A 25,586-nucleotide genomic window follows, 5' to 3' on the forward strand; every position below is an offset into this window, starting at 1 on the left:
CACGGCGAGGAGCCCCGCGACGCCCCGCCGCACGGGGTCGGCCCCCCGGACGGCCCCGGCACCCCGTTCGACGTCCTCACGATGGGCCGGATCGGCGTGGACCTGTACCCGCTCCAGACCGGCGTGCCCCTCGCCGAGGTGACGACCTTCGGCAAGTTCCTCGGGGGCTCGGCGACCAACGTCGCCGTGGCGGCGTCCCGGCTCGGCCGCCGCACGGCCGTCATCACCCGCACCGGCCCGGACGCCTTCGGTACCTACCTGCACCGGGCGCTACGGGAGTTCGGGGTGGACGACCGCTGGGTCACCCCGGTCGACGGCGGCCAGACGCCCGTCACCTTCTGCGAGGTGTTCCCGCCGGACGACTTCCCGCTCTACTTCTACCGGCGGCCCAAGGCCCCCGACCTGGAGATCCACCCGCACGAACTGGACCTCGCGGCCGTCGCCGACGCCCGCGTCTTCTGGATGACGGGCACCGGACTCAGCGAGGAGCCGAGCCGGACCGCGACCCTCGCCGCCCTCGCCCACCGCGCCCGGGCCGCCGGGCCGGACGCCGTCACCGTCTTCGACCTCGACTGGCGGCCGATGTTCTGGACCGACCCGGCGACCGCCCGACCCCCCTACGAACGGGCCCTGCGGAACGCCACCGTCGCCGTCGGCAACCTCGAAGAGGTGGAGGTCGCCACCGGGGAGCGCGACCCGGGGGCGGCGGCCGAGGCCCTGCTCGCGGCGGGCGCCGCGCTCGCCGTCGTCAAACAGGGACCCAAGGGGGTGCTGGCGCTCGCCGCGGACGGGGAGCGCGTCGAGGTGCCGCCGCTGCCCGTCACCGTGCTCAACGGCCTCGGTGCCGGTGACGCGTTCGGCGGGGCGCTCTGTCACGGGCTGCTGTCCGGCTGGGACCTGGAACGCACCATGCGGTACGCGAACGCCGCCGGCGCGATCGTCGCCTCCCGACTGGAGTGCTCGTCGGCGATGCCCGTGCCCATGGAGATCGAGGCCGCGCTGACGGCGGGTGAGGTCCGATGAGGGGGACGGCGGGCGCCCCGCGCGCACCCCGGGGCGAGCGCCCCCACATCGACCCGGGCGCCCTCGCGAGCACCCGCGCCCGACACCCCGGGGCCATCGCCGAAGCCGCTGCCCGCCGCCGACGCCGGCCCCTGCTCGGCGACTCCGGACGGCTGCTGCTCGTCGCGGCCGACCACCCCGCACGCGGCGCCCTCGCCGTCGGCGACCGCGCCCTCGCGATGGCCGACCGCGCCGACCTGCTCGCCCGTATCTGCGAGGCGCTGTCCCGCCCCGGCGTCGACGGGGTACTCGCCACCGCCGACGTCCTCGACGACCTGCTGCTGCTCGGCGCCCTCGACGGCAAGGTCGTCATGGGCTCCATGAACCGGGGCGGACTCGCCGGCTCCGCCTTCGAAGTGGACGACCGGTTCACCGGACACCGACCCCGCGACCTGACCCGGCTGGGCTTCGACGCCGGCAAGCTCCTGCTGCGCCTCGACTACGAGGACCCCGGCTCACTGCGGACCCTGCACGCCGCCGCGCGCGCCGTCGACGCGATGGCGCGCCGTCAGCTTCCGTTGTTCGTGGAACCGTTCCTGTGCCGTCGGGAGAACGGGACGCTGCGCACCGACCTGAGCGCCGCGGCGGTCGCCAAGTCCCTCGCCGTCGCCTCCGGTCTCGGCGGCACCTCCGCGTACACCTGGCTGAAGGTGCCGGTGACCGAGGACCCCGACGCCATGGCCCGGGTCATGGAGACCACCACCCTTCCGGCCGTCCTGCTCGGGGGTGACGTGGGCGACGACCCGGACGCCGCCTACGACCGGTGGCGTGCCGCGCTGCGCCTGCCGACCGTGCGGGGGCTGGTGATCGGCCGGGCGCTGCTGTACCCGGTGGACGACGACGTCACGGCGGCGGTCGACCGGGCCGTCGCACTGCTGTGAACGGCGGGCCGGGGCGCGGGAGCGACGCCCGTCCGGCGGGTAGGGGCACCCCATGAACCACAACGGCCTCCACCTCCCCGGCGGCACCGCCGGCAGCGACCCGTACGAGCTCGACATCGGCCCCCGGCGCCCCGGATGGGCCCACACGAGCCTGCGGGTGCTCACCCTCGGACCGGGGGAACGGCACGGATTCGCCACCGGCGACAGCGAATGGATCGTGCTCCCGCTCTCCGGTGGCTGCACGATCATGGTCGAGGGCGGCATCATCGAACTGACGGGCAGACGGGGTGTGTTCGAAGGAGTCACCGACTTCGCGTACCTCCCCCGTGACGCCCACGCCCAGATCGCCTCCGGTGCGGGAGGCCACTTCGCCCTGGCAGGAGCGAAGTGCGAGCGTCGACTCCCCGCCCGCTACGGCCCCGCGCCGGAGGTTCCCCTCGAACACCGCGGCAGCGGGACCACCGCACGACAGGTGCGGGGCTTCGCCGCCGCCGACGCCTTCGTCTGCGACCGCCTCATCGCCGTCGAGGTCGTCACGCCCGGCGGCAACTGGTCCTCCTACCCGCCGCACAAGCACGACGAGCACCTGCCCGGTCGGGAGTCGGAGTTGGAGGAGATCTACTACTTCGCCTGCCGACCGTCCCCGGACGGCCGCCCCGGCTTCGGGTACCAACAGGTGTCCCCGTCCCGCGAGGGCGGCGCCCGGGTGCTCGCCGAGGTGCGCACCGGTGACGCGGTCCTGGTGCCCGACGGGTGGCACGGCCCATCGATCGCCGCGCCCGGCCACGACCTCTACTACCTGAACGTGATGGCGGGCCCCGGTCCCGAACGGGAGTGGCGGATCACCTTCCACCCCGACCACGCGGACGGCTACCGGTGACCGCCCGACCGGACACCCCGCACGCCCGCACACCCGCACCCACCACCACGCCCACCACCCGCACCCCACTCACGACGAGGCACCGATGACCGGCACCGTCAGGCTCACCGTCGCCCAGGCGCTCGTCCGCTTCCTGACCGTCCAGCACACCGAACGCGACGGGCAGCGCCACCGGCTCATCGGCGCCACCTGGGGCATCTTCGGCCACGGCAACGTCGCGGGGATCGGCCAGGCGTTGCTGGAACACGGCGGGGCCATGCCCTTCCACCAGGGCCGCAACGAACAGGCGATGGTGCACGCGGCGGTCGGGTACGCCCGGCAGAGCGGACGACTGTCCACGCACGCCGTCACCACCTCCATCGGGCCCGGCGCCACCAATCTCGTCACCGGCGCGGCGCTCGCCACCGTCAACCACCTCCCGGTGCTGCTGCTGCCCGGCGACACCTTCGCGACCCGCCCCGCCGACCCCGTCCTGCAACAGCTCGAAGTGCCGTGGGCGGGCGACGTGTCCGTCAACGACTGCCTGCGGCCGGTGTCGCGGTACTTCGACCGGATCACCCGGCCCGAGGCACTCGTCCCGGCCGCCCTCCAGGCGGTGCGGGTCCTGGTCGACCCGGCGGCCACCGGGGCGGTCACCCTCGCCCTGCCGCAGGACGTGCAGGCCGAGGCGTACGACTGGCCCGCGGAGTTCTTCCGCGAACGGGTCTGGACGGTCCGCCGACCGGAGCCCGACCCCGTCGAACTCGCGGCGGCGGTGGCCGCGGTGCGCGCCGCCCGACGGCCCCTCGTCATCGCCGGCGGCGGGGTGCGGCACAGCGCCGCCCAGGACGCGCTGCGCGCCTTCGCCGAGGCGACCGGGGCGCCGGTCGCCGCCACCCAGGCCGGCAAGGGGGCGCTCGACTGGGACCACCCCGCCGACGTCGGTGGCATCGGGCACACCGGGACGGCCACCGCCGACGCACTCGCCCGCACCGCCGACCTGGTCATCGGGGTGGGCACCCGCTGGACCGACTTCACCACCGCGTCCGGCACCCTCTTCCCGCCCGGGGTGCGTTTCCTCAACCTCAACATCACGCCGTACGACGGCCACAAGATGGCCGGGCTCCCGTTGGTCGCGGACGCCCGGGCGGGCCTGACGGCACTCACCCGGGCGCTCGGCGAGGACGGCGGACCCGCGCCCGATCCGGCGTACGCGGCCGAGTACGCCAGCGCGAAGGCCCGCTGGGAGGCGCGCGTCGACAGCGCGTACGCCGCGCCCGATCCCGATGCACGCCCCACCCAGACCCAGGTGCTCGGCGCCCTCGACGCCCTGGTCACCGGCGAGGACGTCCTCGTCAACGCGGCCGGTTCGCTCCCCGGCGACCTGCACAAGCTCTGGCGGACCCGGTCCCGCGACCAGTACCACCTGGAGTACGGGTACTCCTGCATGGGCTACGAGATCCCGGCGGCCATCGGGGTCTGCCTCGCCGCCCCGGGACGGCCCGTGTGGGCGCTCGTCGGCGACGGCACCTATCTGATGATGCCCACCGAGATCGTCACGGCCGTGCAGGAGGGCGTCCCCCTCAAGCTGGTGATCCTCCAGAACCACGGCTACGCCTCGATCGGCGGACTCTCCGAGGCCGTCGGCGGGGAGGGCTTCGGCACCGCCTACCGGCAGCGTGCCGCCGACGGCCACCTCACCGGCGACCCGCTGCCGGTGGACCTCGCCGCCAACGCCGCCAGCCTCGGCATGCGGGTCCTGCGCGCGAGGACCGTCGGTGAGCTGCGCGAAGCGCTCGCCACCGCCCGCGCATCGGACGTCCCCACATGTGTCTACACGGAGACCCGAACGCCCGACACAGTGTCGGGCGCGCCCCCGGCGCAGGCGTGGTGGGATGTGCCCGTGGCCGCGACGGCGACCCGCGCGTCCGCCGTCCGGGCCCGCGCGGAGTACGAACGGTCGGTGGCCGCCCGCCACCGACCCCTGTGACCGGCACGGACCCGCCGCGCCCACCACGGGCGGCACCACACGCCACGGACCACCCGGGCACACCACCTGGCACACCACACGACACAGCGCACGGGCACACCGCACGGGACACCAGCAGGGGAACGCCACCGCCGGCGCCGCGAGAGTAAGGGATCTGTCATGACGAAGACCGTCCACCACTGGATCGGCGGGAAGGCCGTCGAAGGCGCGTCGGGCACCTACGGCCCGGTCACCGACCCCGCCACCGGACGGGCCACCACCCGGGTCGCGTTCGCCGACGTCGACGAGGTGGACGCGGCGGTCGCCGCCGCCCGGGAGGCGTTCGCCACCTGGGGCACTTCCTCGCTCGCCCAGCGCACCGCGATCCTGTTCCGGTTCCGTGCACTGCTCGACGCCCACCGTGACGAGATCGCCCGGCTGATCACCGCCGAGCACGGCAAGGTCCACGAGGACGCGCTCGGCGAGGTCGCGCGCGGCCTGGAGATCGTGGACCTCGCCTGCGGGATCACCGTGCAGCTCAAGGGCGAACTGTCCACGCAGGTCGCCAGCCGCGTGGACGTGGCGGCGATCCGCCAGCCGCTCGGGGTCGTCGTCGGCATCACCCCGTTCAACTTCCCGGCGATGGTCCCGCTGTGGATGTTCCCGCTCGCCGTCGCCTGCGGGAACACCTTCGTCCTCAAGCCCTCCGAGAAGGACCCCTCGGCGGCGGTGCGGATCGCCGAACTGTTCGCCGAAGCGGGACTGCCGGACGGGGTGTTCAACGTCGTCCACGGGGACAAGGTCGCCGTCGACCGCCTCCTGGAACACCCGGACGTCGCCGCCGTCTCCTTCGTCGGCTCCACCCCCATCGCCCGCTACATCCACCACACCGCCACCGCGCACGGCAAGCGGGTCCAGGCGCTCGGCGGCGCCAAGAACCACATGCTGGTGCTGCCCGACGCCGATCTGGACGCCGCCGCCGACGCGGCCGTCTCCGCCGCCTACGGCTCCGCCGGGGAACGCTGCATGGCGATCTCCGCGGTGGTCGCCGTCGGCGCCGTCGGCGACGAACTCGTGGCGAAGATCAAGGAGCGGGCCGAGAAGATCACCATCGGCCCCGGTGACGACCCCGCCTCCGAGATGGGCCCGCTGATCACGGCCGCCCACCGGGACAAGGTCGCCTCCTACGTGGCCGGCGCGGCGGCCCAGGGCGCCGAGGTCGTCCTCGACGGCACCGGCTTCACCGTCGAGGGGTACGAGGACGGGCACTGGATCGGCATCTCCCTGCTCGACCGGGTGTCCGTCGACTCCGACGCCTACCGCGACGAGATCTTCGGCCCGGTGCTGTGCGTGCTGCGGGTCGACTCGTACGACGAGGGACTCGCCCTCATCAACGCCTCCCCGTACGGCAACGGCACCGCCGTCTTCACCCGGGACGGAGGAGCCGCCCGACGCTTCCAACTGGAGGTCGAGGCCGGCATGGTCGGGGTGAACGTCCCGATCCCGGTACCCGTCGGCTACCACTCCTTCGGCGGCTGGAAGGACTCCCTCTTCGGCGACCACCACGTCTACGGCAACGACGGAACGCACTTCTACACCCGCGGCAAGGTCGTCACCACCCGCTGGCCCGACCCCGCCGAGGCCCCCGCCGGCGTCGACCTCGGGTTCCCCCGCAACCACTGAGCCGCACCGGGGCCCGGGCCGCCGCGTACCGCACCCGCGGTAGCCGCGGCGCCCGGGTACTCCCCGGGGAGGCGCCGCGGTTCACCCCCCGGGCCGCACGGCCGGTCGGCGCCGCAGCTTACGGTGGACCGCATGGACTTCCGAACGCCCTGGCCACCCCGGCTCCGCCGCCCCCGGCGGACGCTCGCCGCCGTGGCCGGTGTCGCGCTCATCGCCGCAGCGGGTACCTGGACGGCCACCGCCTCCGACGACCCGCCCGAGGTGCACCGCGCCGACCGCGTCGTGGACACCGGCGACGCCCGCATCGACACCTCGTACTTCACCTCAGGCGAGGACGGCCGACGCCCCGCCGTCCTGCTCGGCCACGGCTTCGGCGGCGACAAGGGCGACGTCCGCGCCCAGGCCGAGGACCTGGCCCGCGACGGCTACGCGGTGCTCACCTGGTCCGCCCGCGGCTTCGGCGGGTCCAGCGGTCGCATCGGCCTCAACGACCCCGACGGCGAGGTCGCCGACGTCTCCCGGCTCATCGACTGGCTCGCCGAGCGCCCCGAGGTCCGACTCGACGGCAAGGGCGACCCGCGCGTCGGCATGTCCGGCGTCTCCTACGGCGGCGCCGTCTCGCTGCTCGCCGCCGGACACGACGAGCGGGTCGACGCGATCGCCCCGCGCATCACCTACGGGAACCTCGCCGACGCGCTCTTCCCCGGCGGCGTCTTCAAGAAGACCTGGGCCGGACTCTTCGTCAACACCGGCGGCGGCTGCGACCGCTTCGCACCCGCACTGTGCCGCATGTACGAACGGGTCGCCGAGCGCGGGGAACCGGACGCCGAGGCCCGCGCCGTGCTGGAGGAGCGCTCCCCGTCCGCCGTGAGCGAGCGGATCGAGGCGCCCGCCCTGCTCGTCCAGGGCCAGACCGACTCCCTCTTCACCCTCGACCAGGCCGACGCCATGGCCACCGCGATCCGGGCGAACGGCGCACCCGTCGCCGTCGACTGGACCCCCGGCGGGCACGACGGCGGCGACCAGGAGACCGACCGCGTCGAGGCCCGCGTCAACGCCTGGTTCGACCGCCACCTCAAGGGCGACGAGAACGCCGACACCGGGCCCGCGTTCCGCGTCACCCGCACCGGCGGCCTCGACTCCACCGACGGCGCCGCCCGGCTGCGCGGCGTCACCGGCGACACCTACCCCGGCCTCACCGGCGACCCCCGCTCCTACGCCCTGACCGGCCGCCCGCAGACCTTCGACAACCCCGCGGGCGCCAGCCCGCCCGCGATCTCCGGACTGCCCGGCCTCGGCGCGGCCGGTGGCGGCGGACTGTCCCAGCTCTCCGCACTCGGCGTCGGCCTCTCCCTCGACTTCCCCGGCCAGTACGCCCGCTTCGACTCGAAGCCCCTCACCGAGGACGTCCGCATCACGGGCACCTCCCGGGTACGGATACGGGTCACGTCCACCAGCGACGACGCCGTGCTGTTCGGCAAGCTGTACGACGTCGGCCCCGACGGCGAACAGCAGGTGCTGCCCGCCGGGCTCGTCGCCCCCGTCCGCGTCGAGGGCCTGGGCAAGGGCAAGAGCAAGGACGTCACCCTGACGCTGCCCGCCATCGACCACGAGGTGCAACGCGGCCACCGCCTGCGCCTCGCCGTCTCCTCCACCGACCTCGGGTACGCCTCACCGACCGCCCCCGCCCGCTACACCGTCGCCCTGCGCGGCGACCTCGCGGTGCCCACCGCCCCCGACGTCAGCGCCACCGCCGCACCGCTGGCCACCTGGGTCTGGGCGCTGCCGCTGACCGGCCTCGCCCTCGCCGCCGTGCTGCTGCTCACCGGGCGCCGCCGCATCTCGGCCGCCGCCCCGGACCCGGACCTCGCCGAGGTGCCCCTCCAGATCACCGACCTGAGCAAGCGCTACGCCGGCTCCACCGACCGGTACGCGGTGCGCGACCTGTCCTTCCGGGTCGAGAAGGGGCAGGTGCTCGGGCTCCTCGGACCCAACGGGGCGGGCAAGACCACCACCCTGCGGATGCTCATGGGCCTGATCCGGCCCGACCAGGGCGAGGTGCGCGTCTTCGGGCACGCCATCCGCCCCGGTGCCCCCGTACTGTCCCGCGTCGGGGCCTTCGTGGAGGGCGCCGGTTTCCTCCCGCACCTCACCGGCCGGGAGAACCTGGAGCTGTACTGGCGGGCCACCGGACGCCCCGCGACCGACGCCCACCTCGCCGAAGCCCTGGAGATCGCCGACCTCGGTGACGCGCTCGGGCGCGCGGTCCGCACGTACTCCCAGGGCATGCGGCAACGCCTGGCGCTCGCCCAGGCGATGCTCGGCCTGCCCGATCTGCTGATCCTCGACGAACCCACCAACGGACTCGACCCGCCACAGATCCGCGAGATGCGCGAGGTGATGATCCGGTACGCGGCCGGCGGCCGGACCGTGATCGTCTCCAGCCATCTGCTGTCCGAGGTCGAGCAGTCCTGCACCCACCTCGTCGTGATGGACCGCGGACGGCTCGTCCAGGCCGGTCCCGTCGCCGAGATCGCCGGCTCCGGGGACGCCCTCCAGGTGGGACTCGCGGACGAGGTGTCCGACCCGCTGGTCGACAAGATCGCCGCACTGCCCGGGGTGACCTCGGCGGCCCGCGCGGACGGCGGGCTGCTGGTCCGCCTCGCGCAGGTCGGCCCCGAGGAGTCCCGCACCCTGCTCGCGGACCTGGTGCGGCTGGAGGTGCCCGTCACCTCGATGGGACCGCACCGCAGGCTGGAGGACGCCTTCCTGAACCTGATCGGAGGCCAGCGGTGAGCGCCGACCTGACCACGGGCCCCGGGCACCGCCCGACCGACGAAGGGAACACGGCCGTGCACGTCGACGACGCCGCCCCGGCACGAGCGACCGCGCCCGGCTACCGGGCCCGCGGCACCCTCCCGGTCCGGGTGGAACTGGTCCGCCAGCTCAAACGGCGGCGGACGCTCGTCATGGGCGCCGTCCTCGGGCTGCTCCCGTTCGTGCTCGCCGTGGCGTTCGCCATCGGCGGCAACCCCGGCGAACGCGGCGAGGGCGCCGACCGGATCTCCCTCATGGACACCGCCACCGCCTCGGGCGCCAACTTCGCCGCCACCTGCCTGTTCGTCTCGGCGGGCTTCCTGCTGGTGATCCCCGTCGCGCTGTTCTGCGGGGACACCGTCGCCTCCGAAGCGGGCTGGTCCTCCCTGCGGTACCTGCTCGCCGCGCCCGTGCCCCGGGCCCGACTGCTGTGGTCGAAGCTCGTCGTCGCCCTCGGGATGAGCCTCGCGGCCATCGTGCTGCTCCCCGTCGTCGGCCTCCTGGTGGGCACCGTCGTCTACGGGTGGGGCCCGTTGGAGATCCCGACCGGCGGCACCCTGGACGCGGGCACCGCCGCCCAGCGGCTCGTCATCGTCATCGCGTACGTCTTCGTCTCGCAACTCGTCACCGCGGGGCTGGCGTTCTGGCTGTCCACCCGGACGGACGCCCCGCTCGGCGCGGTCGGCGGGGCGGTGGGGCTGACCATCGTCGGCAACGTGCTCGACGCGGTCACCGCGCTCGGCGACTGGCGCGACTTCCTGCCGGCGCACTGGCAGTTCGCCTGGGCGGACGCGGTGCAGCCCCGGCTGGAGTGGGGCGGCATGATCCAGGGCGCGGCCGTCTCGATCACCTACGCCGTCGTCCTGTTCGCGCTGGCCTTCCGGGGCTTCGGGCGCAAGGACATCGTGTCCTAGACCGGTTCGACACCGTCCGCACCACGAACGGGGACCTCCGACGCCACCACGTCGGCGGTCCCCGGCTCGTTCCCGGGGCACGCGTGCACCGGCCGCGGCGGCTCCTCCGGAACGACGCAGGGCCCGGCGTCTCAGCCGGTGCAGACGTTGCGCAACCCGCGGAACAGGTTCACCGCGTGCACCCGGTCGAGGTCCCGGACGTGCACCTGCCCCGCCGCCGACACCGCGACCGCGAACCGGCAGGAGGCCGCCGCGCGCGCCGGCCCGGAGGCCGTGAGCGCGGCCAGCAAATCCGTGGTGATCCGGTCCAGCACCGGCCGCACATCCCGCCCCAGGTCCGGGCGCTCGGTGGGCCGCTCCTCGGGGTGCGCGTCCCAGCGGGCGAACAGGGCCCGCTGCACGTTCTTGCCGGCCTCGATCTGGTCCCGGAACACCGCACTCGTACGCACCGGGTCGAGGCCCAGCGCGGCGGATCGCCGGGCCACGTCGTCCAGGATCTGCCGCTCGCGCACCACGTCCTCGATGGGCAGCGACGTCCCGTACTTGGCGGCGGCCACCTTGTCGGCGACGAGCAGCCGCTCGGCGAGCAGCGAGGTGACCCGGTCGAGCGGCCGGTGCCCCGCCTGCCGGTCGGGCGCCGCAGCGACGGCCGCCGCCGAGGCGGCCCGTGCCACGGCGGGCTTCGCGTCCTGCGCCGCGGCGGGCGCGGGGGAGACGACGAGCAGGGTCAGGGAACCCGCGACGGCGGCGAGCGAGGCGGCCAGCGGGCGGTGGGTGCGGTGGGCGCGCGGAGTGTTGTTCTTGATCATGTCCTCTGTCTAGCAAGGCGCGCAGCCTCCCCGCAGAGGTATCCCATAGCGGCGTTTATCCACCTGAAACCCGGCATCCCCGCATCCCCGCCGCGCTCACCAGCCGCGGCGCCGCTGGCTAGGATGAAACGCTCCGCGCCCCGCCCCCGCACCGTGCGCGAACACCGAGCCCGAAGGGAGCCGCACATGCAGGACGAGCCGGGCCGTGCCCCCGGGCGGCGCTCCCGCCGACGGGCCCAGGGCGAACTCGAAGCACTGGTCCTGGCCGCGCTGCGCGGCGCACCCGGCCCGGTGAACACCGCCTGGGTGCAGGAACGGCTGGGCCAGGACCTGGCCTACACCACGGTGATCACCATCCTGACCCGCCTGCACGCCAAGGGCGCGGTCGCCCGGGAACGCGCGGGCCGGTCCTTCGTCTGGACCTCGGGCGCCGGCGAGGCGGACCTCGCCGCCCTGCGGATGCGGCGGGTGCTCGACGCGGAGAACGACCGGGAAGCCGTACTCGCCAGCTTCGTCACCTCCCTGGAGGAGGACGACGAGCGAATCCTGCGCGCGCTGCTGGCCCAGGAGGAAGACTGAACACGTGGGCGTCTTCGTGTTCCTGCCGCTCGTCCTGCCGTTCAGCGCCTGGCCGATCGCACGGCTCGCCGAGCAGCACCTGCACCCGCGTACGGCCACCCGGCTGCTGACCGCCGTCGCCGCGGTGTGCGCCCTGTGCAGCACCCTCTGCCTGGCCCTGCTGGTGGTGGTCGGCACCGCCCAACTCCCCGGCAATCCGCTGCCCGACGGCTGGTCGGACCCCGAGGTGCGGGCGGCGGTGCCCTACGACGAGATCGCCGGGAAGAGCGCGATCCCCGCCCTGGCCATGGTCCTGACCTGCTGTCTGCGCGAGCTGTGGCGGGAGCGCCGGACCCGTCGGACGGCCGCCCGGGCGCTCGCCGGGCTGCGCCCCACCCCCGTCGTGGTGCTGCCCGACGCCAGCCCGTACGCCCATGCGCTGCCCGGCGGCCCGGGGCGCGACCGGATCGTGGTGACCACCGGCCTGCTGAACGCCCTGACGTCCCGGGAGCGCCGGGCCCTGTTCGCCCACGAGCGGGCCCACCTCACGGCGCGCCACCACCGCCACCTCCGTACGGTCCGCCTCGCCGCGCTCGCCAACCCGGCGCTGCGTCCGTTGCGTTCGGCCGTGGGCTACACCTCGGAGCGGTGGGCGGACGAGGAGGCGGCGACGGCGGTCGGTAGCCGTCGGGTGGTGGCCCGGGCGATCGGCAAGGCGGCCCTGGTCTCCCGCGGGGCCACGGTGACGACGGCGCTCCCGGGGTTCGCCGCGGTGGGGCCGGTGCCGCGCCGGGTGGCGGCGCTGCTCGGCCCCACTCCGACCGCACGGAACTGGCCACCGCCCTCCACCACGGTGGGGCTCGCCGTGTGGTGCGCCGCCGCCGGGACGACGGCCTCCGCGCTGTCCTCGGCGAACTCCGCGGTCACGCTCTTCCTGATCCTCAAGGCGGCCACTCCGCTGTGATCCCCGGGGCGCGGGGGCGACGGGTTCAGCCGTCGCCGCCCCCGGAGCCCCCGTGGCCCTCAGCCGTCCTCGTCGCCCTCCTCGTTCTCGAAGAGGTCGCCGACCTCGTCCACGACCTCCGCCGCGACGAGTCCACCCGCCACACCGACCGCGAGGCCGGCCGCGCCCGCCGCCACCACGGCGCCCGTCCCGGGTCCTGACCGGTGGCCGTGGTCCTCGTGGTGGCCGCCCGGGTGCGCGGACGCGCCGGAGCCGGCGTACGGGGGGTGCGCGTGGACCAGTTGTTCGACCCACCCCCCGACCGCGGTGTTCCAGTCGGTGCGGTCCACGTCCTCGTACGACACCGGGAACCGGTACAGCGCTTCGCCGCCGTGGTGGTGACCGCGCCGGTCGGCCTCCAGCACCACGTCCATCCCGTGCGGGGCGGCGAGGAAGGTCACCTCGACCTCCTTGAGCGCGTGGGCGTACCGGGGGGCCGGGCTGATCTCGATCTCCTGGTAGAAGGGCGGCACCTGTGAGGTGCCGCCGATCCGGCCGTACTCCAGGTCGGCCGAGACGAATCCGAAGCCGAGTTGCCCGAACGCCTCCAGGACCGCTTCCTGCGCGGGCAGCGGACGGACCGTCAGCGGATCGAGGTCCCCCTTGTCCCGGGAACCGGCCACCGCCACCTCGGTGCGCACCCCGAGGACGATCCCGAGGGACTGTCCGTACAGTTCGGTGACCGGTGTCTCCCAGGGCAGAGTGAGCGAGAACGGGACGGTGAGCGGTTCGCCCGCGGGCAGTCGCAGGTCCTCGCTGACCGCGTACCGGTCGAAGGCGACGTCACCGTGACCCTCGCCCCCGTCCGCCTCCACCTCCACGCGGGCGAGCAGCTCCAGGGTGATGTCGACGGTGACATCGCCGTCCCCGCCCTTGAGCCGGACCTCGCCGGTGAGGGTGGAGCCGGGCCGTACCGGTCCGGGGCTGAGCACGGTGTCCACGGTGGGACCGCCGATGCCGATCGAGCCGAGCAACCTCTTGAACACCACGGTGACGCCTTTCTCTATCTTCTACAAACGTGTAGAGGATAGGAGGGGTGGACCTCGGAGGGACGGTTTTCGGACAACTCGGGTTGCTGGCTCCGACCTATCGCGTCGACGAACCTAAACTTCTACAGTTATGTAGAAGTCGGGGTTACGGGGACTCCGTCACCGATCTGCGCGGGAGGACACACATGGCTTCGGTCGATCTGGACGAGGTGCTGGACAAGGCATGGGCCGACAAGGCGTTGCCGGAGATCCTGGATGCACCGGTCTCGGCGCTCAAGGGCGTGTCCGACCGGGACGGTGAGCTGTTGGCGGAGGCGTTCGGCGTCACCACGGTCGCCCAACTCGCGGAGCTGAAGTACGTCCGCCGGGCCCAGGCGCTGGCCGAGTTGGGGGCGGCGGCCAAGTAGGCCCACCGAGCGGCGCGGTGCCGTGGACGACGCTCCCCTGCCACGGCACCGCGCACCCCACGGTCGTACGTCAGCGTCCCGCTGGATGCCCCGGTGACGCCCGGTCAACGGCGAGGCCAGGTGCACCCCGTCACAGGTCCCACTGGTCGAGCAGCACGTCGGCGGGGTCGGGGCCGCCGGGCGGGGCGGTCGGACCGTGCGGGGACTGTTCCGTCCAGATCACCTTGCCGTCGGCGGTGTAGCGGGTCCCCCAGCGGTCGGCGAGCTGGGCCACCAGGAAGAGTCCGCGTCCCCCCTCGTCGGTGAGGGAGGCGCGGCGCAGGTGCGGGGAGGTGTTGGAGCCGTCGAAGACCTCGCAGATCAGGGAGGTGCTGTGGATGAGCCGCACCGTGATGGGCTGGGTGGCGTAGCGGACGGCGTTGGTGATGAGTTCGCTGAGGATCAGCTCGGTGGTGAAGGCGATCTCGTCCAGTCCCCACTGCCTCAACTGCCGGGCGCACTCGTTGCGCACCGGGCCGACGGCCGCGGTGTCGGAGGGCACCCGCCACTGTGCGATGCGCTCGGGGTCCAGCCGTCGGGTGCGCGCCACCAGCAGGGCGATGTCGTCCCGGGGCCGCGCCCCCGGCAGCGCGGCCAGCACTGCGCGACAGGTCTCCTCGGGGCCGAGGGCGGGCCGTCCGGCGACGGCGTCGTGCAGTTGGGCGAGCCCGACGTCGATGTCGTGGTCACGGCTCTCGACCAGCCCGTCGGTGTAGAGGATCAATCGGGAGCCCGCCGGCAGCCGCAGCACCGCGGTCTCGATGGGCAGCCCGCCGCCGACGCCGAGCGGCGGCGACACCGGGACGTCGGGGAACTCCATCCGCCCGTCGGGCAGCACCAACCCCAACGGGGGGTGCCCCGCCCGGGCCACCGCGCAGTCACCGGAGACCGGGTCGTAGATGGCGTACAGGCAGGTGGCTCCCGTGACGTCGAGCCCGTCGTCACCGGCGCCGCGCTCCTGGTCCATCCGGCCGACCAACTCGTCCAGATGGCCGAGGATGTCGTCGGGCGGCAGGTCCAGCGCGGAGAAGTTGTGCACCGCCGTCCTGAGCCGTCCCATGGTCGCCGCGGCGTGCAGCCCGTGGCCGACCACGTCACCGACGACCAGGGCGACCCGCCCCCCGGGCAGCGGGATGACGTCGAACCAGTCGCCGCCCACGCCCGCCTCGGCCGGCAGATAGCGGTAGGCGACCTCCACGGCCTCCTGGACCGGCAGGTAACGCGGCATCAGACTGCGTTGCAGGGTGACGGCCATGGTGTGCTCACGGGTGTAGCGGCGGGCGTTGTCGAGGGAGACCGCAGCCCGCGCCGCGACCTCCTCCGCCAGGGCCCGGTCGTCCGCGTCGAACGGCTCGGGGCGCTCGGAACGCCAGAAACCGGCGATGCCCAGCAGCACCCCGCGCGCGGTCAACGGCGCCGTCACCAGCGAGTGGATGCCCTCCTCAACGATCCGCCGGGCCCGTTCCGGGTCCTGTGCCTGCCAGCCCGGCGCATCGGCGAGCCGGGGTTCCAGGACGGCCCTGCCGGTGGCCAACCCCAGGGCCTGCGGGGTGGAGGGGGCCAGCCGGATCAGCTTGCCCTCCGGGTAGAGCGGCGGATCGTCGCGCACCCCGGCGACACAGACCCGGCGCACCTCCTGCTCCGTCCCGTGGATCTCCTCGCCCCGCAGGACGGCCTCCACCAGGTCCACGGTGACGAAGTCGGCGAACCGTCCGACGGTCGTCTCCGCCAGTTCCCGTGCGGTGCGCGGGACTTCCAGGGTGGTGCCGATCCGCACCCCTGCGTCATGCAGGACCTCGAGGCGGCGCTGGGCGGCGTCCGCCCGGTCGGAGACGGCGAGCAGCTCGGTCGTGTCCCGTACGGTGGCGACCCGGCCGGCGGGGCCCCCGGTGACCTGGGTGGGGCGTTGGCTGACCGCGAGGGTGCGCCCCTGTACCCGGTGCACCTCGTCGGTGGCCTCCCGCCCGGAGGCGAGGAGGTCCGCCACGGCTCCGGGGAGGTCCAGTTCGCCCACCGCACGTCCCTCGGCGTCGACGGGGAGGGCCAGCAGCCGCCGCGCCTCGTCGTTGGCGAGCAGCAGCATCCCGTCCTGGTCGACGATGACGACGCCCTCCCGCACGGAGTGCAGCACCGCGTCGTGGTGCTCGTACATGCGGGTGATCTCGGCGGGGCCCAGGCCGTGGGTCTGTCGCATCAGCCGGCGGCTCAGCAGGGCGGCGGCCCCGGTAGTGAGGAGCACGGCGGCTCCGGCGGCGGTCAGGACGACGGGCAACTGGTCGGCGGCGGCCGAGTTGATCCGGGCGATCGTGACGCCGGCGCCGACCGCGCCGACCACCGTGCCGTCCGCCCGTCGAACGGGCACGTAGGCGCGGATTTGGGGGCCCAGCGAACCCCGCCGCTCCTCCATCACGGTCTTGCCCGCGAGCAGCGGGGCGAGCCGGGTGGAACTCGGCTTGCCGATCCGGTCGGGTAGCGGATGGGTGAGCCGGATGCCCCGGCGGTCGAGCACCACGACGAAGTCCACGTGGGCGCCCCGGCGGGCCTTCGACGCCCGCGGCTGGAGTACCGCCGTCGGGTTCGACGACTCGATGGCCGCGGCCGTTCCGGGGGCGTCGGCGAAACCCTCGGCGAGGGCGAGGGAGCGGCTGCCCGCTTCCTGGACGTTCTCCCGGCGGGCCATCAGCAGCAGCAGGAAGATCGCGCCCACGGTGAGCAGGACGACCACCACCAGTTGGAAGGCGAACATCTGCCCGACCACGCTGCGCGGTTCCCACAGGGAGCGGACCCCCGGCCGCCGGCCCGGTGGCCCCGGCCCGTCTGCCGTGGAGTGTCCGGACGAACGCCTCATCCCTGCCATGCGGTATTTCTACCGTTAACAGGGGGAGCTGTGCTTTTGCGTGGGCGCGTGTCGAGTGTGCCCGAACGGGTCCCGGCGGCGACGCGCCCGACGCCCTCGAACCGCGGGCGCGGCCCCTCCGGTGCGTTGCGCGGCGGTGGCGCCCGCACGCGGCGCTGACCCTCCCCGATGCCGGGGACCGCGCCCCTCCGGTACGGTCCGCCCGCGCCGGACGCGACCGACCTGGTGGCGCAGGGGAGTTCGCCGCGACGGCGTCCGTGCACTGCCGGACTCCATCGCCTCAGCCGCTGACCCGGGGGGCCGCATGAGCGACCGGCCCGACCGGGAAGCCGGGAAGCCGTTCCCGTACGTCGTCGGGTGCGCGGCCATGGGGCGCGGGCCGTACCGCAGTTCGTCGGTCGTGACGTCACCGTGACGGGGGGTTCGGGAATCCGGCACGGCGCTTGCTGCGTGAGCGATGTGCATCGGGCCACAAGAAAGCCTCTCGCCTATTTCCGCAGGTGAGAGGCTGTTTGCGCCCCCGGCAGGACTCGAACCTGCGGCCAAGCGCTTAGAAGGCGCCTGCTCTATCCACTGAGCTACGGGGGCCGGGTGGTGGCCGGGTGGCCTGGTGCCCGGTTGGGGCGGTCCGGGGGACCCTGCCGGGGACAAGGATAGGGCTCCCGGTTCCTCGTACCCGGCGCTTCGCCTCCGTGCCTTGATGTGGAGGTTCGGTGAAGCGGTCCTGATAATCGCAGGCAGGTGCGAATCGTGCATCGCTTTTGACGCCTTGCGCCCCGGGTGTTGTGCACTCGTTATGCCTGCGCCCCACTCGCGTCTTCCGTTCGCCCTGTCCGATCGGCCGTTTCCCGGACGGCGGTCGGCGCGCAGGATGCCCATATGCTTCAGAAACTTGTCAAAGTTGGGCATTCTTCGCATGTGGTGACCTTGGACGTACGGCCCCAACTGCTCGACGCTCTCTCCGCCCTGCGCGAGCGCGTCGCCGCCGCACGCTTTCCGCTCCCCCTTCCGGGGGCGCCACGCGCGCGAGCCACCCGCGATGAGCTGCTCGCACAGCTCGACGACTACCTGGTTCCCCGCCTCAAGGCGCCCGAGGCACCGCTCCTGGCCGTGATCGGCGGTTCCACCGGAGCGGGCAAGTCCACCCTGGTGAACTCCCTCGTCGGCCGCCAGGTCAGCGAGGCCGGCGTGCTGCGGCCCACCACCCGGGTGCCCGTCCTGGTCTGCCACCCGGAGGACCACCACTGGTTCAGCGGGCTGCGGGTGCTCCCCGGCCTCACCCGGGTGTGGGTGCCCCCGCAGGATCACCTCAGCACCCCCGCGTACGGGGCCGGTGCCGCACGGGGCGGACGCGGGGGTGTCGAACGCCAGCTCCGCATCGAGACGGCCAGCGCCCTGCCCCGCGGCCTCGCCCTCCTCGACGCGCCCGACATCGACTCCCTCGTCGCCGAGAACCGACTCCTCGCCGCCCAGCTGATCTGCGCGGCCGACGTCTGGATCATGGTCACGACCCCCGCCCGGTACGCCGACGCCGTTCCCTGGCACCTGCTGCGCACCGCCAAGGAGTACGACGCGACCCTGGTGAGCGTCCTGGACCGGGTGCCCCACCAGGTCGTCTCCGAGGTGTCCCGCCAGTACGCCGCACTGCTCACCAAGGCCGGACTCGGTGACGTGCCCCGGTTCACCGTCCCCGAACTGCCCGAATCCGCCGGCGGCGGCGGGCTCCTGCCGTCCACCGCGGTGGCCCCGCTGCGCGCCTGGCTCACCCAGCGCGCCCAGGAGCCCGCGGTCCGCGCGCACACCCTGATCCGCACGGCAGGCGGCGCCCTCGCCTCGCTGCGCTCCCGGATGCCCGCCCTGGCCGGTGCCGTCGCCGCCCAGCACGCCGCCGCCGTCCGGCTCACCTCCGCGGTCGAGGAGACGTACGAGAGTGAACACGCCCGGGTGCGGGGGCGGCTCCAGAGCGGGGCGGTGCTCTCCGGGGACGCCCTCAAACGGTGGCGCAGCTACCCCCTGGACTGCGGTCCCGACGAACTCCTCGACGCCCTCGTGGAGAGTCTGAGCGCACTGCTGCTGTGCTGTGTCACCGCCGCCGACGAACGGATCGACGAGCGCTGGCGCCACGAACCCGGCTCCGGTGCACCGGTCCTGACGTTGCGCGACCCCGGGATGGAGAGCGCCGAGCACCGGGTGGGCATGGCGGTACGGCGCTGGCGCCGGGAGTTGGAGGAGCACTGCGAGGAGGAGGTGCGCGCCCTCGACAAGAGCGTGGCCCCCGACCCGGAAGCGGTGGCCGCCATGCTCGCCGTGGCCCTGCTCGGTGGCCGCCGCGGGCGGGCCGCGGGGGAGACCCTCGCCGAACGCATCGGGGCGCAGAGCGCGCTGCGGCTGAGGGACCGGGGCGGTCGGCTGGTCACGGACTACGTCGACAAGGTGCTCTACGGCGAGCGCGAGCGCCGGCTCGCCCCCCTGGACGCGCTCGACGTCCAGCCCGATCCCCAGTCGGAGTTGATCGCCGCGCTCTCCGTGCTGCTGCGGGAACGGGGCGGACCCGTCGAACGGCGCGCACCGAGAAGCCAGGGCCAGCAGAGCGAACAGAGGGAGAGGTGACCACGGTGACCGCCGTGACCGACCACACCGATCGCGCGGAGGGTACGGGGGGTACGGGGCACCCGGACCGGCCTGCTGACGGGGGCCCGGCGGGTGACCAGGGGGGCGACCGGGAGGGCGACCAAGAGGGGGACCGGGCGGGGGACCGGGGGAGTGGCCACGCGGGTGACCCGGCACCGGGCCGCTCCGGGGGCGGCGACCGGCGCGCGGGCGTCCGCGGGGGCTTCGATCGTGCTGAGCGGAGCGACGGTGACGGTGCCGGGACCGATGACGCCCCGACCGACGGGACCGCGGTGGACGACGGCGCCCCGGGTGACGCTCCGGACGCCGTCCGGGCAGGGCGTGCCACCCGCGCGGCGGAGACCGACCCGGGCACGGGCCCCCGGGAACGACGCGAACGCCCGGCCACTGACCCTCCGTGGCCCGGGACGTCCCGCACGGTCGGCTCCCACGCCGCCCCGGGCGCGTCCACCGCGCGGGCGCGCACCTCCGCCCCGTCGCGCGCCGAGCGCGGTTCGGTCTGGGACGACGGGCTGATCGCCCGCCGCACCACCGGGGCCGATGAACTCGCCGCGGCGGTCGGCAAGGACGGCGGACCGGGCCGCACCGCCCCGCAGACGTCCACGAACCCCGTCTACGACGCCGAACTGCGCGGCCGGCTCGACGCCCTGCGGGAGCTGATCGGGCTGTCCAGGGCCCGGCTCGAACGGTCCACCCTGGCCGAGGCGGGGCGGGTCCTGGACGAGGCGGCGGCCCGCCGCAGACTCTCCGACCGGCATACCGTCGTCGCCCTCGCGGGGGCCACGGGCAGCGGCAAGTCGACGCTGTTCAACACGCTCGCCGGGGTGACGATCTCCGACACCGGCGTGCGCCGCCCCACCACTTCGTCCCCGATCGCCTGCACCTGGACGGACGGCGCGGCCGGGCTCCTCGACCGACTCGGCATCCAGGGGCGGCTGCGTCGCCGGCCGGTGCTGAGTTCGGGGACGGAGACCCCGCTCGACGGGCTGGTGCTGATCGACCTTCCGGACCACGACTCGGCGTCCACGGTCCACCGCGAGCAGGTCGACCGGGTCCTCGCGCTGGTCGACGCCGTGATTTGGGTCGTGGACCCCGAGAAGTACGCGGACGCGATCCTCCACGAGCGCTACCTACGGCCGATGGCCGGCCATGCGGAGGTGATGTTCGTCGTCCTCAACCAGGTCGACCGGCTCCCCGCGGACGCCGCCGACCAGGTGCTCGACGATCTGCGGCGCCTCCTGGACGAGGACGGCATCGCCCTCGGCGAGCACGACGAACCGGGCGCCACGGTGCTCGCCCTGTCCGCGCTGACCGGCGAGGGGATGGACCAACTGCGCGAGGCCCTGGACCAGTTCCTGCGGGAGCGGGCGGCCCCGGCCCGACGGATCGCCGCCGACGTCGACGCGGCGGCCTCCCGGCTGCGTCCCGTCTACGCCGCCGCCCGCCGGCCGGGGCTCACCGAGCGCGCCCGCGACGAGTTCTCCGACCGGCTCGCCGAGGCGGTCGGGGCGAGCGCCGCGGGGGAGGCCGCCGAACGGGCCTGGCGGCGCAACGCGCACACCGCTTGTGGGACGCCGTGGCTGCGGCTGTGGCGCTGGCACGAGGCCCGGCGCGACCCCGTGTCGAGGTTCCCGGTGCCGCCGACCCCCGCGGACGAGGAGGCCACTGCCCGCCAGCGGGTCGAGCAGGCGGTGCGCACGGTCGCCGAACAGGCCGCTTCGGGGCTGCCCGGCCCCTGGGCGCTGGCCGTGCGGGAGGCGGCGGTACGGGGTGCCGAGGGGCTGCCGGAGGCGCTCGACCGGCTCACGGCCGACGCGGGTGCACCGCGGCGGCCCCCGCGGCCGGGCTGGTGGCCGGCCGCCGTGTTCGCCCAGGCGTGCATGACGGTGCTCCAGGTCTTCGGCGCGCTCTGGCTGGTGGGCCAGATCGCCAGGGTCACGGCACCGAACCTCGGGGTGCCGGTCCTGTTGATGGTCATCGGGATCGTCGGCGGTCCGTGCGTGGAGTGGTTGTGCCGGATGGCCGCACGGGGGCCCGCCCGGCGGTACGCGACGGAGGCGGAACGGCGGTTGCGGGAGGCTGCGGCCGGCTGCGGGCGGGCCCGGGTGCTCGATCCGGTGGCCGCGGAACTGCTGCGGTACCGGGAGGTGCGCGAGCAGTACCTGCGGGCCACGGGGTTGACCGGCGGGCCGGTCGGTGGGTCAGGCGGGTCCGGTGCGTCAGGTGGCGGAGCGGGCGTTCCGGGTTCCGCGGCGGTCGGCGGGTCCGCGGTGGGGTCCGCGAGCACCGGCTGACGCCTGTGGATGCGGCGATCGTCCGCTGTCCCGCAGTACGGTCTCACTCGTACGGGTGAGCGAGTTGTCCACAGGTTCCGCGCTGCCCACAGGGCCCAGCGGGATCGGGCGGGTTCGGGGATTCTGAGGTCACGGCCCGGGTCGTGCGGGAGCGAACCGCACGGCCCGGGGCGTCGGTGGGGTACGGGCGGCCGGAGCCGTCATGCCCTGCCACCGGCCGCGGATCCACGGGGGACCGCGGACGCCGGACGCGCGGGGCGACCCGCGCGCGGTTCATAGGGGGTACGTGATGAACGAGACGCTGGTGACCGTGGTGGGGAACGTGGCGACCGCACCGGTGGTCAGGGAGTTCGCGACGGGCCGGGTCGTCCGGTTCAGGCTCGCCGTGACGGCCCGGTACTGGGACCGGCGCAGCGAGACCTGGGCCGACGGGCACACCAACTTCTTCACCGTGTGCGCGTGGCGCGCACTCGCGGAGAACGCGATGGCCTCCCTGTCCGTGGGCGAACCCGTCATCGTCCAGGGACGTCTGAAGGTACGCCAGGAAGACGGGGGCGACGGGAAGCAGTGGTTCGCGGCGGACATCGAGGCGAGCAGCATCGGGCACGACCTCGCGCGGGGCACGGCGGCCTTCCAACGGGTGCCACCGGTTGCGCGACAACGGGGCGGCGCGGACGGGTTCCCGCAGACGCGAGCCGACGGGGACGCGACGACCGGGGAAGTCGCGCTCGGGGACGACGTGACGCTCGGGGCCGTGAAGGTCCGGGGAGGGGGTGGCGCGAAGGGCGTGCCGGCTCGGCCGGAGCGGGACCTGTGGGACCTGGGCGCTCGGGTGCGTGGTCCGGCCGCGGCCGAGGGCCCCGCGGAGGGGGAGTTGGATCCGCTCGCGGTCTGATCCCGGACGCCCGCGCCCGGTTCGGGCAGCCGCGCCCGGTTCGGATGTCGGTGTGGGCGGGGTCCGGGCGTTCGTGCCGGGGTCCGGGCGTCGCGGCGGGGTGCGGAAGGCCGGATTTCGACGTCCACCGTGGCCGAGGAGTCGGACCAATGCGTTGATTTGTCGATAAGCCCAGGTTGGAAGTGTGTGGGGCGATAACGATTCCGATTCGGAACGGTTATCCGACCGTATGGGTGGGGCGGTCGGTACGTGACGTTTCTTAGGATGCCGGAACAGCTCAAGGAGCATCTGATTCTGCTGGTGAGGACCACCCCCACACCAATGGGCCTCACCCGAAAGGGAATTCCGTGTTTGCAGCCAGCTCCCCTCTGAAGAGGGGCGCCGTTCGTCTCGCCGTCGGGGCCGCCGTCTCCGGCCTGTTCACCACGGGCATGGTGGTGGCGGGTGCCGGGGCGGCTGCGGCGGCCGAGGAGCCGCAGGACCACGGGGGCGCCGCGGCGACGCTCAGCGGATTGAAGTTCTCCGGTGATGCGGTCGTCCGGGTGGGCGGCGAGGAACGACGGCTCCGGGCGGGCCTGTTCGAGTTGGCCGTGGACGGTGGCGGCACCCTGCGGACGTACGGGGTGGACCTCGACATGGCGACCCAGTGGGACGCCCGCTACCAGGAGACCCCCTGGTCGGGCACCTCGCTGGGCGTCAACGCCGCCGCGGGCAAGATCCGTTGGATTCTCCAGAACTCCTACCCGCAGGTCAACGACCTCGCCGCGCTCGCTCGGCGGGCCGGGGCCAAGGGTCTGACCGAGCAGGACGCCGCCGTCGGCACCCAGGTGGCGATCTGGCGCTACTCCGACGGTGCCGGCGCCCGCCCGAGCGCCCGCAGCAAGAAGAACGGTGCGGAGCGGGACGCGCGGGAGGTCCCGAAGGTGACGGCCGCGGACCCGCAGGCCGAGCGGCTCGCCGACTACCTGGAACGCGAGGCACGCAGCCTGCCCGAGCCCGGGGCGTCGCTGGACCTCACCCCGGCGGCGCATTCGGCCCTGTTGGCCTCCGCCGGGGAGGACGGCGCACGGATCGGCCCGGTCAAGGTCCGCTCCGGTGCCGAGCGGGTGACGGTGGCGCCGAACACGCTCGCCCTGGTGGACGGGATGCGGGTCCTCAACGCCAAGGGCAAGCCGGTCACCGCCGCCCGGCACGGTGACTCCCTCTTCCTGGACATACCGAAGGGCGCGTCGGCCGGGCTGGCCGCGTTGACCATCCAGACGTCGACCACGGTGCCCGTCGGCCGGGCGTTCACCTCGGGGAGCCGCAGTCAGACCCAGGTCCTCGCGGGCTCCAGCGAGTCGACGGTGTCCGCGACCGCGTTGGTGAACTGGGGCGAGAGCGGCCCGGTGCCGGCCGTCTCGGCGGAGAAGGTCTGTGCGCACGGCGGCCTGGAGGTCATGGTGCGCAACGCGGGGGACCAGGACTTCGAGTTCGAACTGTCCGGTGCGCGCAGGGTGGTCGCCGCGGGCCGTGTCGAGAAGGTGCCCGTTCCGCTCGCGGAGGACCAGAGCTACGACTTCACCGTGGCCGGCCCCGACGGCTACGAGAAGAGGATCAGCGGGATCTTCGACTGCCGCACCCGCAGCAGCGAGGCCCGTGGCACCCGTGCCATGGCGGCGCCGAGCCCCGCCTCGGCTCCCGGTGCGCCGGGCAAGGGCGCCCGTAGCGCGTCCGATCTGGCGGCCACCGGCGGTTCCCCGGTCACCCCGGTGATAGCCGGGACGGCCGTGGCCCTGGTCCTGGTCGGCGGTGCGGCCGTGCTCGTGCTCCGCACGCGCAACTCGCGCCAGCAGGGCTGACCCGAGCGAAGGATCGTGACCGCGGCGCCCTGACCGCAGGGTCGTGACCGCAGGGCGGTGATCGCGAGGGCGGTGATCGCAAGGGCGGTGATCGCGAGGCCGGGGGGAGAGGTTCCCGTTCTCGCTCAGACCGGTGCGTCGTCCGACCGGGCGGCCCCGATGGGCGTGGTCCGGATGAACTCGCCGATCAGGCTGGAGATCATCTCGGTCTGGTCGAGCATGACCCAGGTGCGGGTGTCGGGAACGGCCGCCAACCGGGCGTCGGGCAGCAGCGCCGCCAGCCGGGCGCCGTGCTTGAACGGGAAGTGCCGGTCCTCGCGCCCGAACGCGATCAGGGCCGGTCGGTCGAAGGAGGCGATCCGGTTCGCCGTGTCGAGCGTGGCGGCCGGCCGGAACCCCCGGGTGACCTTCTCGCAGTCGCGCCGCACGCCGCGGTCGCTGAAGAACGCGTCGACCCAGTCGTCGATCAGGTCGTGGGGCAGCTCGTTCGCGGTCAGCAGTCCGTACGCGAAGGGCAGCCGGCGCAGGGTGCGCGACCGCAGCGACTGGAAGGCGAGGGTGAGCAGTCCGGGCACCCGGGCCGCCGGGACGAGCGGTTTGAACCAGGTCGCCGGGGAGTTGTCGAAGCACTCGCCGCTGGTGAGCACCAGGCGGCCGATCCGTTCCGGGTGCCGGGCGGCGACGGTCTGGGCGACGGAGGTGCCGTAGTCGTTCCCGACCAGCGTCACCTCGCGCAGGTCGAGCGCGTCGAGCAGATCGGCGACCAGGCGGGCGATGCCGACCAGGTCGAGTTCCGTGTCGGGGGAGAGGGGGATCCGGTGGGCGCCGAACGGGAGGTCCGGACGGATGCAGCGGAAGTCGGGGGCCAGGCGGTCGACGACCGGGTCCCACAGTTTGCTGTCCATCAGGTAGCCGTGGAGCAGGACCACCGGGGGGCCGTCGCCGGTGGACCGGTAGTGGACGGTTCCCTGCGGAAGCGTGATCTGCGGCATGTCTGCACTCCTCGGGGGCAATTTACATACAGCCTGTACGGGATACGGATATAGAATGCATGCAGTCTGTATGAAACTCAAGGGGC

The 25,586-nt window shown here is 74.0% G+C and carries 18 protein-coding genes and 1 tRNA gene; 14 read left to right on the top strand and 5 right to left on the bottom strand.

Going from position 1 to position 25,586, the window contains the following annotated elements:
- Positions 1 to 81: 81 nt before the first annotated feature.
- From iolC to ACFV88_RS08005, 7 genes are all read left to right on the top strand, one after another.
- Entirely contained in the window at positions 82 to 1,023 is a 942-nt protein-coding gene (iolC, locus tag ACFV88_RS07975; protein WP_385487436.1) for a 5-dehydro-2-deoxygluconokinase, read from the top strand.
- A complete protein-coding gene (locus ACFV88_RS07980) occupies positions 1,020 to 1,943 on the top strand; it encodes a deoxyribose-phosphate aldolase (RefSeq protein ID WP_385487228.1) in 924 nt (307 codons plus the stop codon). Before iolC ends, ACFV88_RS07980 begins: the two co-directional genes overlap by 4 nt.
- Before the next feature lie 52 nt (positions 1,944 to 1,995).
- Positions 1,996 to 2,823, top strand: a complete 828-nt coding sequence (gene iolB / locus ACFV88_RS07985; protein ID WP_385487230.1) for a 5-deoxy-glucuronate isomerase — start codon at positions 1,996 to 1,998, stop codon at positions 2,821 to 2,823.
- 85 nt (positions 2,824 to 2,908) lie between these two features.
- On the top strand, positions 2,909 to 4,792 hold the full coding sequence (iolD, locus tag ACFV88_RS07990) for a 3D-(3,5/4)-trihydroxycyclohexane-1,2-dione acylhydrolase (decyclizing) (protein WP_385487232.1): 1,884 nt from the start codon (positions 2,909 to 2,911) through the stop codon (positions 4,790 to 4,792).
- A gap of 159 nt (positions 4,793 to 4,951) precedes the next feature.
- The gene (gene mmsA, locus ACFV88_RS07995; protein ID WP_385487234.1) at positions 4,952 to 6,454 is read left to right on the top strand and encodes a CoA-acylating methylmalonate-semialdehyde dehydrogenase; all 1,503 of its coding nucleotides are present in this window, start codon (positions 4,952 to 4,954) and stop codon (positions 6,452 to 6,454) included.
- 132 nt (positions 6,455 to 6,586) lie between these two features.
- Positions 6,587 to 9,250 (top strand): alpha/beta fold hydrolase, encoded by a 2,664-nt coding sequence (locus ACFV88_RS08000; RefSeq protein ID WP_385487236.1) that lies wholly within the window; start codon positions 6,587 to 6,589, stop codon positions 9,248 to 9,250.
- Between the two features lie 56 nt (positions 9,251 to 9,306).
- Complete coding sequence (locus ACFV88_RS08005) at positions 9,307 to 10,185, top strand: ABC transporter permease (RefSeq protein WP_385487438.1); 879 nt, start codon at positions 9,307 to 9,309, stop codon at positions 10,183 to 10,185.
- A 131-nt stretch (positions 10,186 to 10,316) separates the two neighbouring features.
- Here ACFV88_RS08005 and aroQ read toward each other — a convergent pair whose 3' ends face one another.
- Positions 10,317 to 10,994, bottom strand: coding sequence for a gamma subclass chorismate mutase AroQ (gene aroQ / locus ACFV88_RS08010; protein ID WP_385487238.1), 678 nt, complete (start codon positions 10,992 to 10,994; stop codon positions 10,317 to 10,319).
- A gap of 186 nt (positions 10,995 to 11,180) precedes the next feature.
- Here aroQ and ACFV88_RS08015 point away from each other — a divergent pair, with 186 nt between their 5' ends.
- Positions 11,181 to 11,573, top strand: coding sequence for a BlaI/MecI/CopY family transcriptional regulator (locus ACFV88_RS08015; RefSeq protein WP_385487240.1), 393 nt, complete (start codon positions 11,181 to 11,183; stop codon positions 11,571 to 11,573).
- 4 nt (positions 11,574 to 11,577) lie between these two features.
- A complete protein-coding gene (locus tag ACFV88_RS08020) occupies positions 11,578 to 12,516 on the top strand; it encodes a M56 family metallopeptidase (protein ID WP_385487241.1) in 939 nt (312 codons plus the stop codon).
- Between the two features lie 59 nt (positions 12,517 to 12,575).
- Here ACFV88_RS08020 and ACFV88_RS08025 read toward each other — a convergent pair whose 3' ends face one another.
- Positions 12,576 to 13,544 carry a sporulation protein gene (locus ACFV88_RS08025; RefSeq protein WP_385487243.1) on the bottom strand — a complete coding sequence of 323 codons (969 nt, stop codon included), beginning with the start codon at positions 13,542 to 13,544 and terminating at the stop codon, positions 12,576 to 12,578.
- Between the two features lie 185 nt (positions 13,545 to 13,729).
- Between ACFV88_RS08025 and ACFV88_RS08030 the strand changes: the two genes are divergently transcribed.
- Positions 13,730 to 13,951, top strand: a complete 222-nt coding sequence (locus tag ACFV88_RS08030; protein ID WP_385487245.1) for a hypothetical protein — start codon at positions 13,730 to 13,732, stop codon at positions 13,949 to 13,951.
- A 130-nt stretch (positions 13,952 to 14,081) separates the two neighbouring features.
- Here ACFV88_RS08030 and ACFV88_RS08035 read toward each other — a convergent pair whose 3' ends face one another.
- Together ACFV88_RS08035 and ACFV88_RS08040 are read right to left on the bottom strand one after the other, a co-directional pair.
- Positions 14,082 to 16,847 (bottom strand): SpoIIE family protein phosphatase, encoded by a 2,766-nt coding sequence (locus ACFV88_RS08035; protein WP_385487247.1) that lies wholly within the window; start codon positions 16,845 to 16,847, stop codon positions 14,082 to 14,084.
- A 515-nt stretch (positions 16,848 to 17,362) separates the two neighbouring features.
- A tRNA-Arg gene (locus ACFV88_RS08040) sits at positions 17,363 to 17,435 on the bottom strand.
- A 330-nt stretch (positions 17,436 to 17,765) separates the two neighbouring features.
- Between ACFV88_RS08040 and ACFV88_RS08045 the strand changes: the two genes are divergently transcribed.
- From ACFV88_RS08045 to ACFV88_RS08060, 4 genes are all read left to right on the top strand, one after another.
- A complete protein-coding gene (locus ACFV88_RS08045) occupies positions 17,766 to 19,457 on the top strand; it encodes a dynamin family protein (RefSeq protein ID WP_385487249.1) in 1,692 nt (563 codons plus the stop codon).
- A gap of 5 nt (positions 19,458 to 19,462) precedes the next feature.
- Positions 19,463 to 21,772: a GTP-binding protein gene (locus tag ACFV88_RS08050; protein ID WP_385487251.1), complete on the top strand. Its 2,310-nt coding sequence runs from the start codon at positions 19,463 to 19,465 to the stop codon at positions 21,770 to 21,772.
- Between the two features lie 289 nt (positions 21,773 to 22,061).
- Positions 22,062 to 22,667: a single-stranded DNA-binding protein gene (locus ACFV88_RS08055; protein WP_385487252.1), complete on the top strand. Its 606-nt coding sequence runs from the start codon at positions 22,062 to 22,064 to the stop codon at positions 22,665 to 22,667.
- 347 nt (positions 22,668 to 23,014) lie between these two features.
- Positions 23,015 to 24,508, top strand: coding sequence for a TQXA domain-containing protein (locus tag ACFV88_RS08060; RefSeq protein ID WP_385487254.1), 1,494 nt, complete (start codon positions 23,015 to 23,017; stop codon positions 24,506 to 24,508).
- A gap of 125 nt (positions 24,509 to 24,633) precedes the next feature.
- Here ACFV88_RS08060 and ACFV88_RS08065 read toward each other — a convergent pair whose 3' ends face one another.
- Positions 24,634 to 25,500, bottom strand: coding sequence for an alpha/beta fold hydrolase (locus ACFV88_RS08065; RefSeq protein WP_385487256.1), 867 nt, complete (start codon positions 25,498 to 25,500; stop codon positions 24,634 to 24,636).
- Positions 25,501 to 25,586 lie beyond the last annotated feature (86 nt).

Source organism: Streptomyces sp. NPDC059816 (assembly GCF_042732055.1).
In the GTDB taxonomy this organism is placed as follows: domain Bacteria; phylum Actinomycetota; class Actinomycetes; order Streptomycetales; family Streptomycetaceae; genus Streptomyces.

What these genes read in the sequence shown, in the direction of transcription:
- iolC (WP_385487436.1), top strand. Translation starts at nt 82, where the DNA reads ATGGGCCGGATCGGCGTGGACCTGTACCCGCTCCAGACCGGCGTGCCC.
- iolD (WP_385487232.1), top strand. Translation starts at nt 2,909, where the DNA reads ATGACCGGCACCGTCAGGCTCACCGTCGCCCAGGCGCTCGTCCGCTTC.
- ACFV88_RS08030 (WP_385487245.1), top strand. Translation starts at nt 13,730, where the DNA reads ATGGCTTCGGTCGATCTGGACGAGGTGCTGGACAAGGCATGGGCCGAC.
- iolB (WP_385487230.1), top strand. Translation starts at nt 1,996, where the DNA reads ATGAACCACAACGGCCTCCACCTCCCCGGCGGCACCGCCGGCAGCGAC.
- mmsA (WP_385487234.1), top strand. Translation starts at nt 4,952, where the DNA reads ATGACGAAGACCGTCCACCACTGGATCGGCGGGAAGGCCGTCGAAGGC.
- ACFV88_RS08035 (WP_385487247.1), bottom strand. Translation starts at nt 16,847, where the DNA reads ATGGCAGGGATGAGGCGTTCGTCCGGACACTCCACGGCAGACGGGCCG.
- ACFV88_RS08000 (WP_385487236.1), top strand. Translation starts at nt 6,587, where the DNA reads ATGGACTTCCGAACGCCCTGGCCACCCCGGCTCCGCCGCCCCCGGCGG.
- ACFV88_RS08055 (WP_385487252.1), top strand. Translation starts at nt 22,062, where the DNA reads ATGAACGAGACGCTGGTGACCGTGGTGGGGAACGTGGCGACCGCACCG.
- ACFV88_RS08065 (WP_385487256.1), bottom strand. Translation starts at nt 25,500, where the DNA reads ATGCCGCAGATCACGCTTCCGCAGGGAACCGTCCACTACCGGTCCACC.
- aroQ (WP_385487238.1), bottom strand. Translation starts at nt 10,994, where the DNA reads ATGATCAAGAACAACACTCCGCGCGCCCACCGCACCCACCGCCCGCTG.
- ACFV88_RS08015 (WP_385487240.1), top strand. Translation starts at nt 11,181, where the DNA reads ATGCAGGACGAGCCGGGCCGTGCCCCCGGGCGGCGCTCCCGCCGACGG.
- ACFV88_RS07980 (WP_385487228.1), top strand. Translation starts at nt 1,020, where the DNA reads ATGAGGGGGACGGCGGGCGCCCCGCGCGCACCCCGGGGCGAGCGCCCC.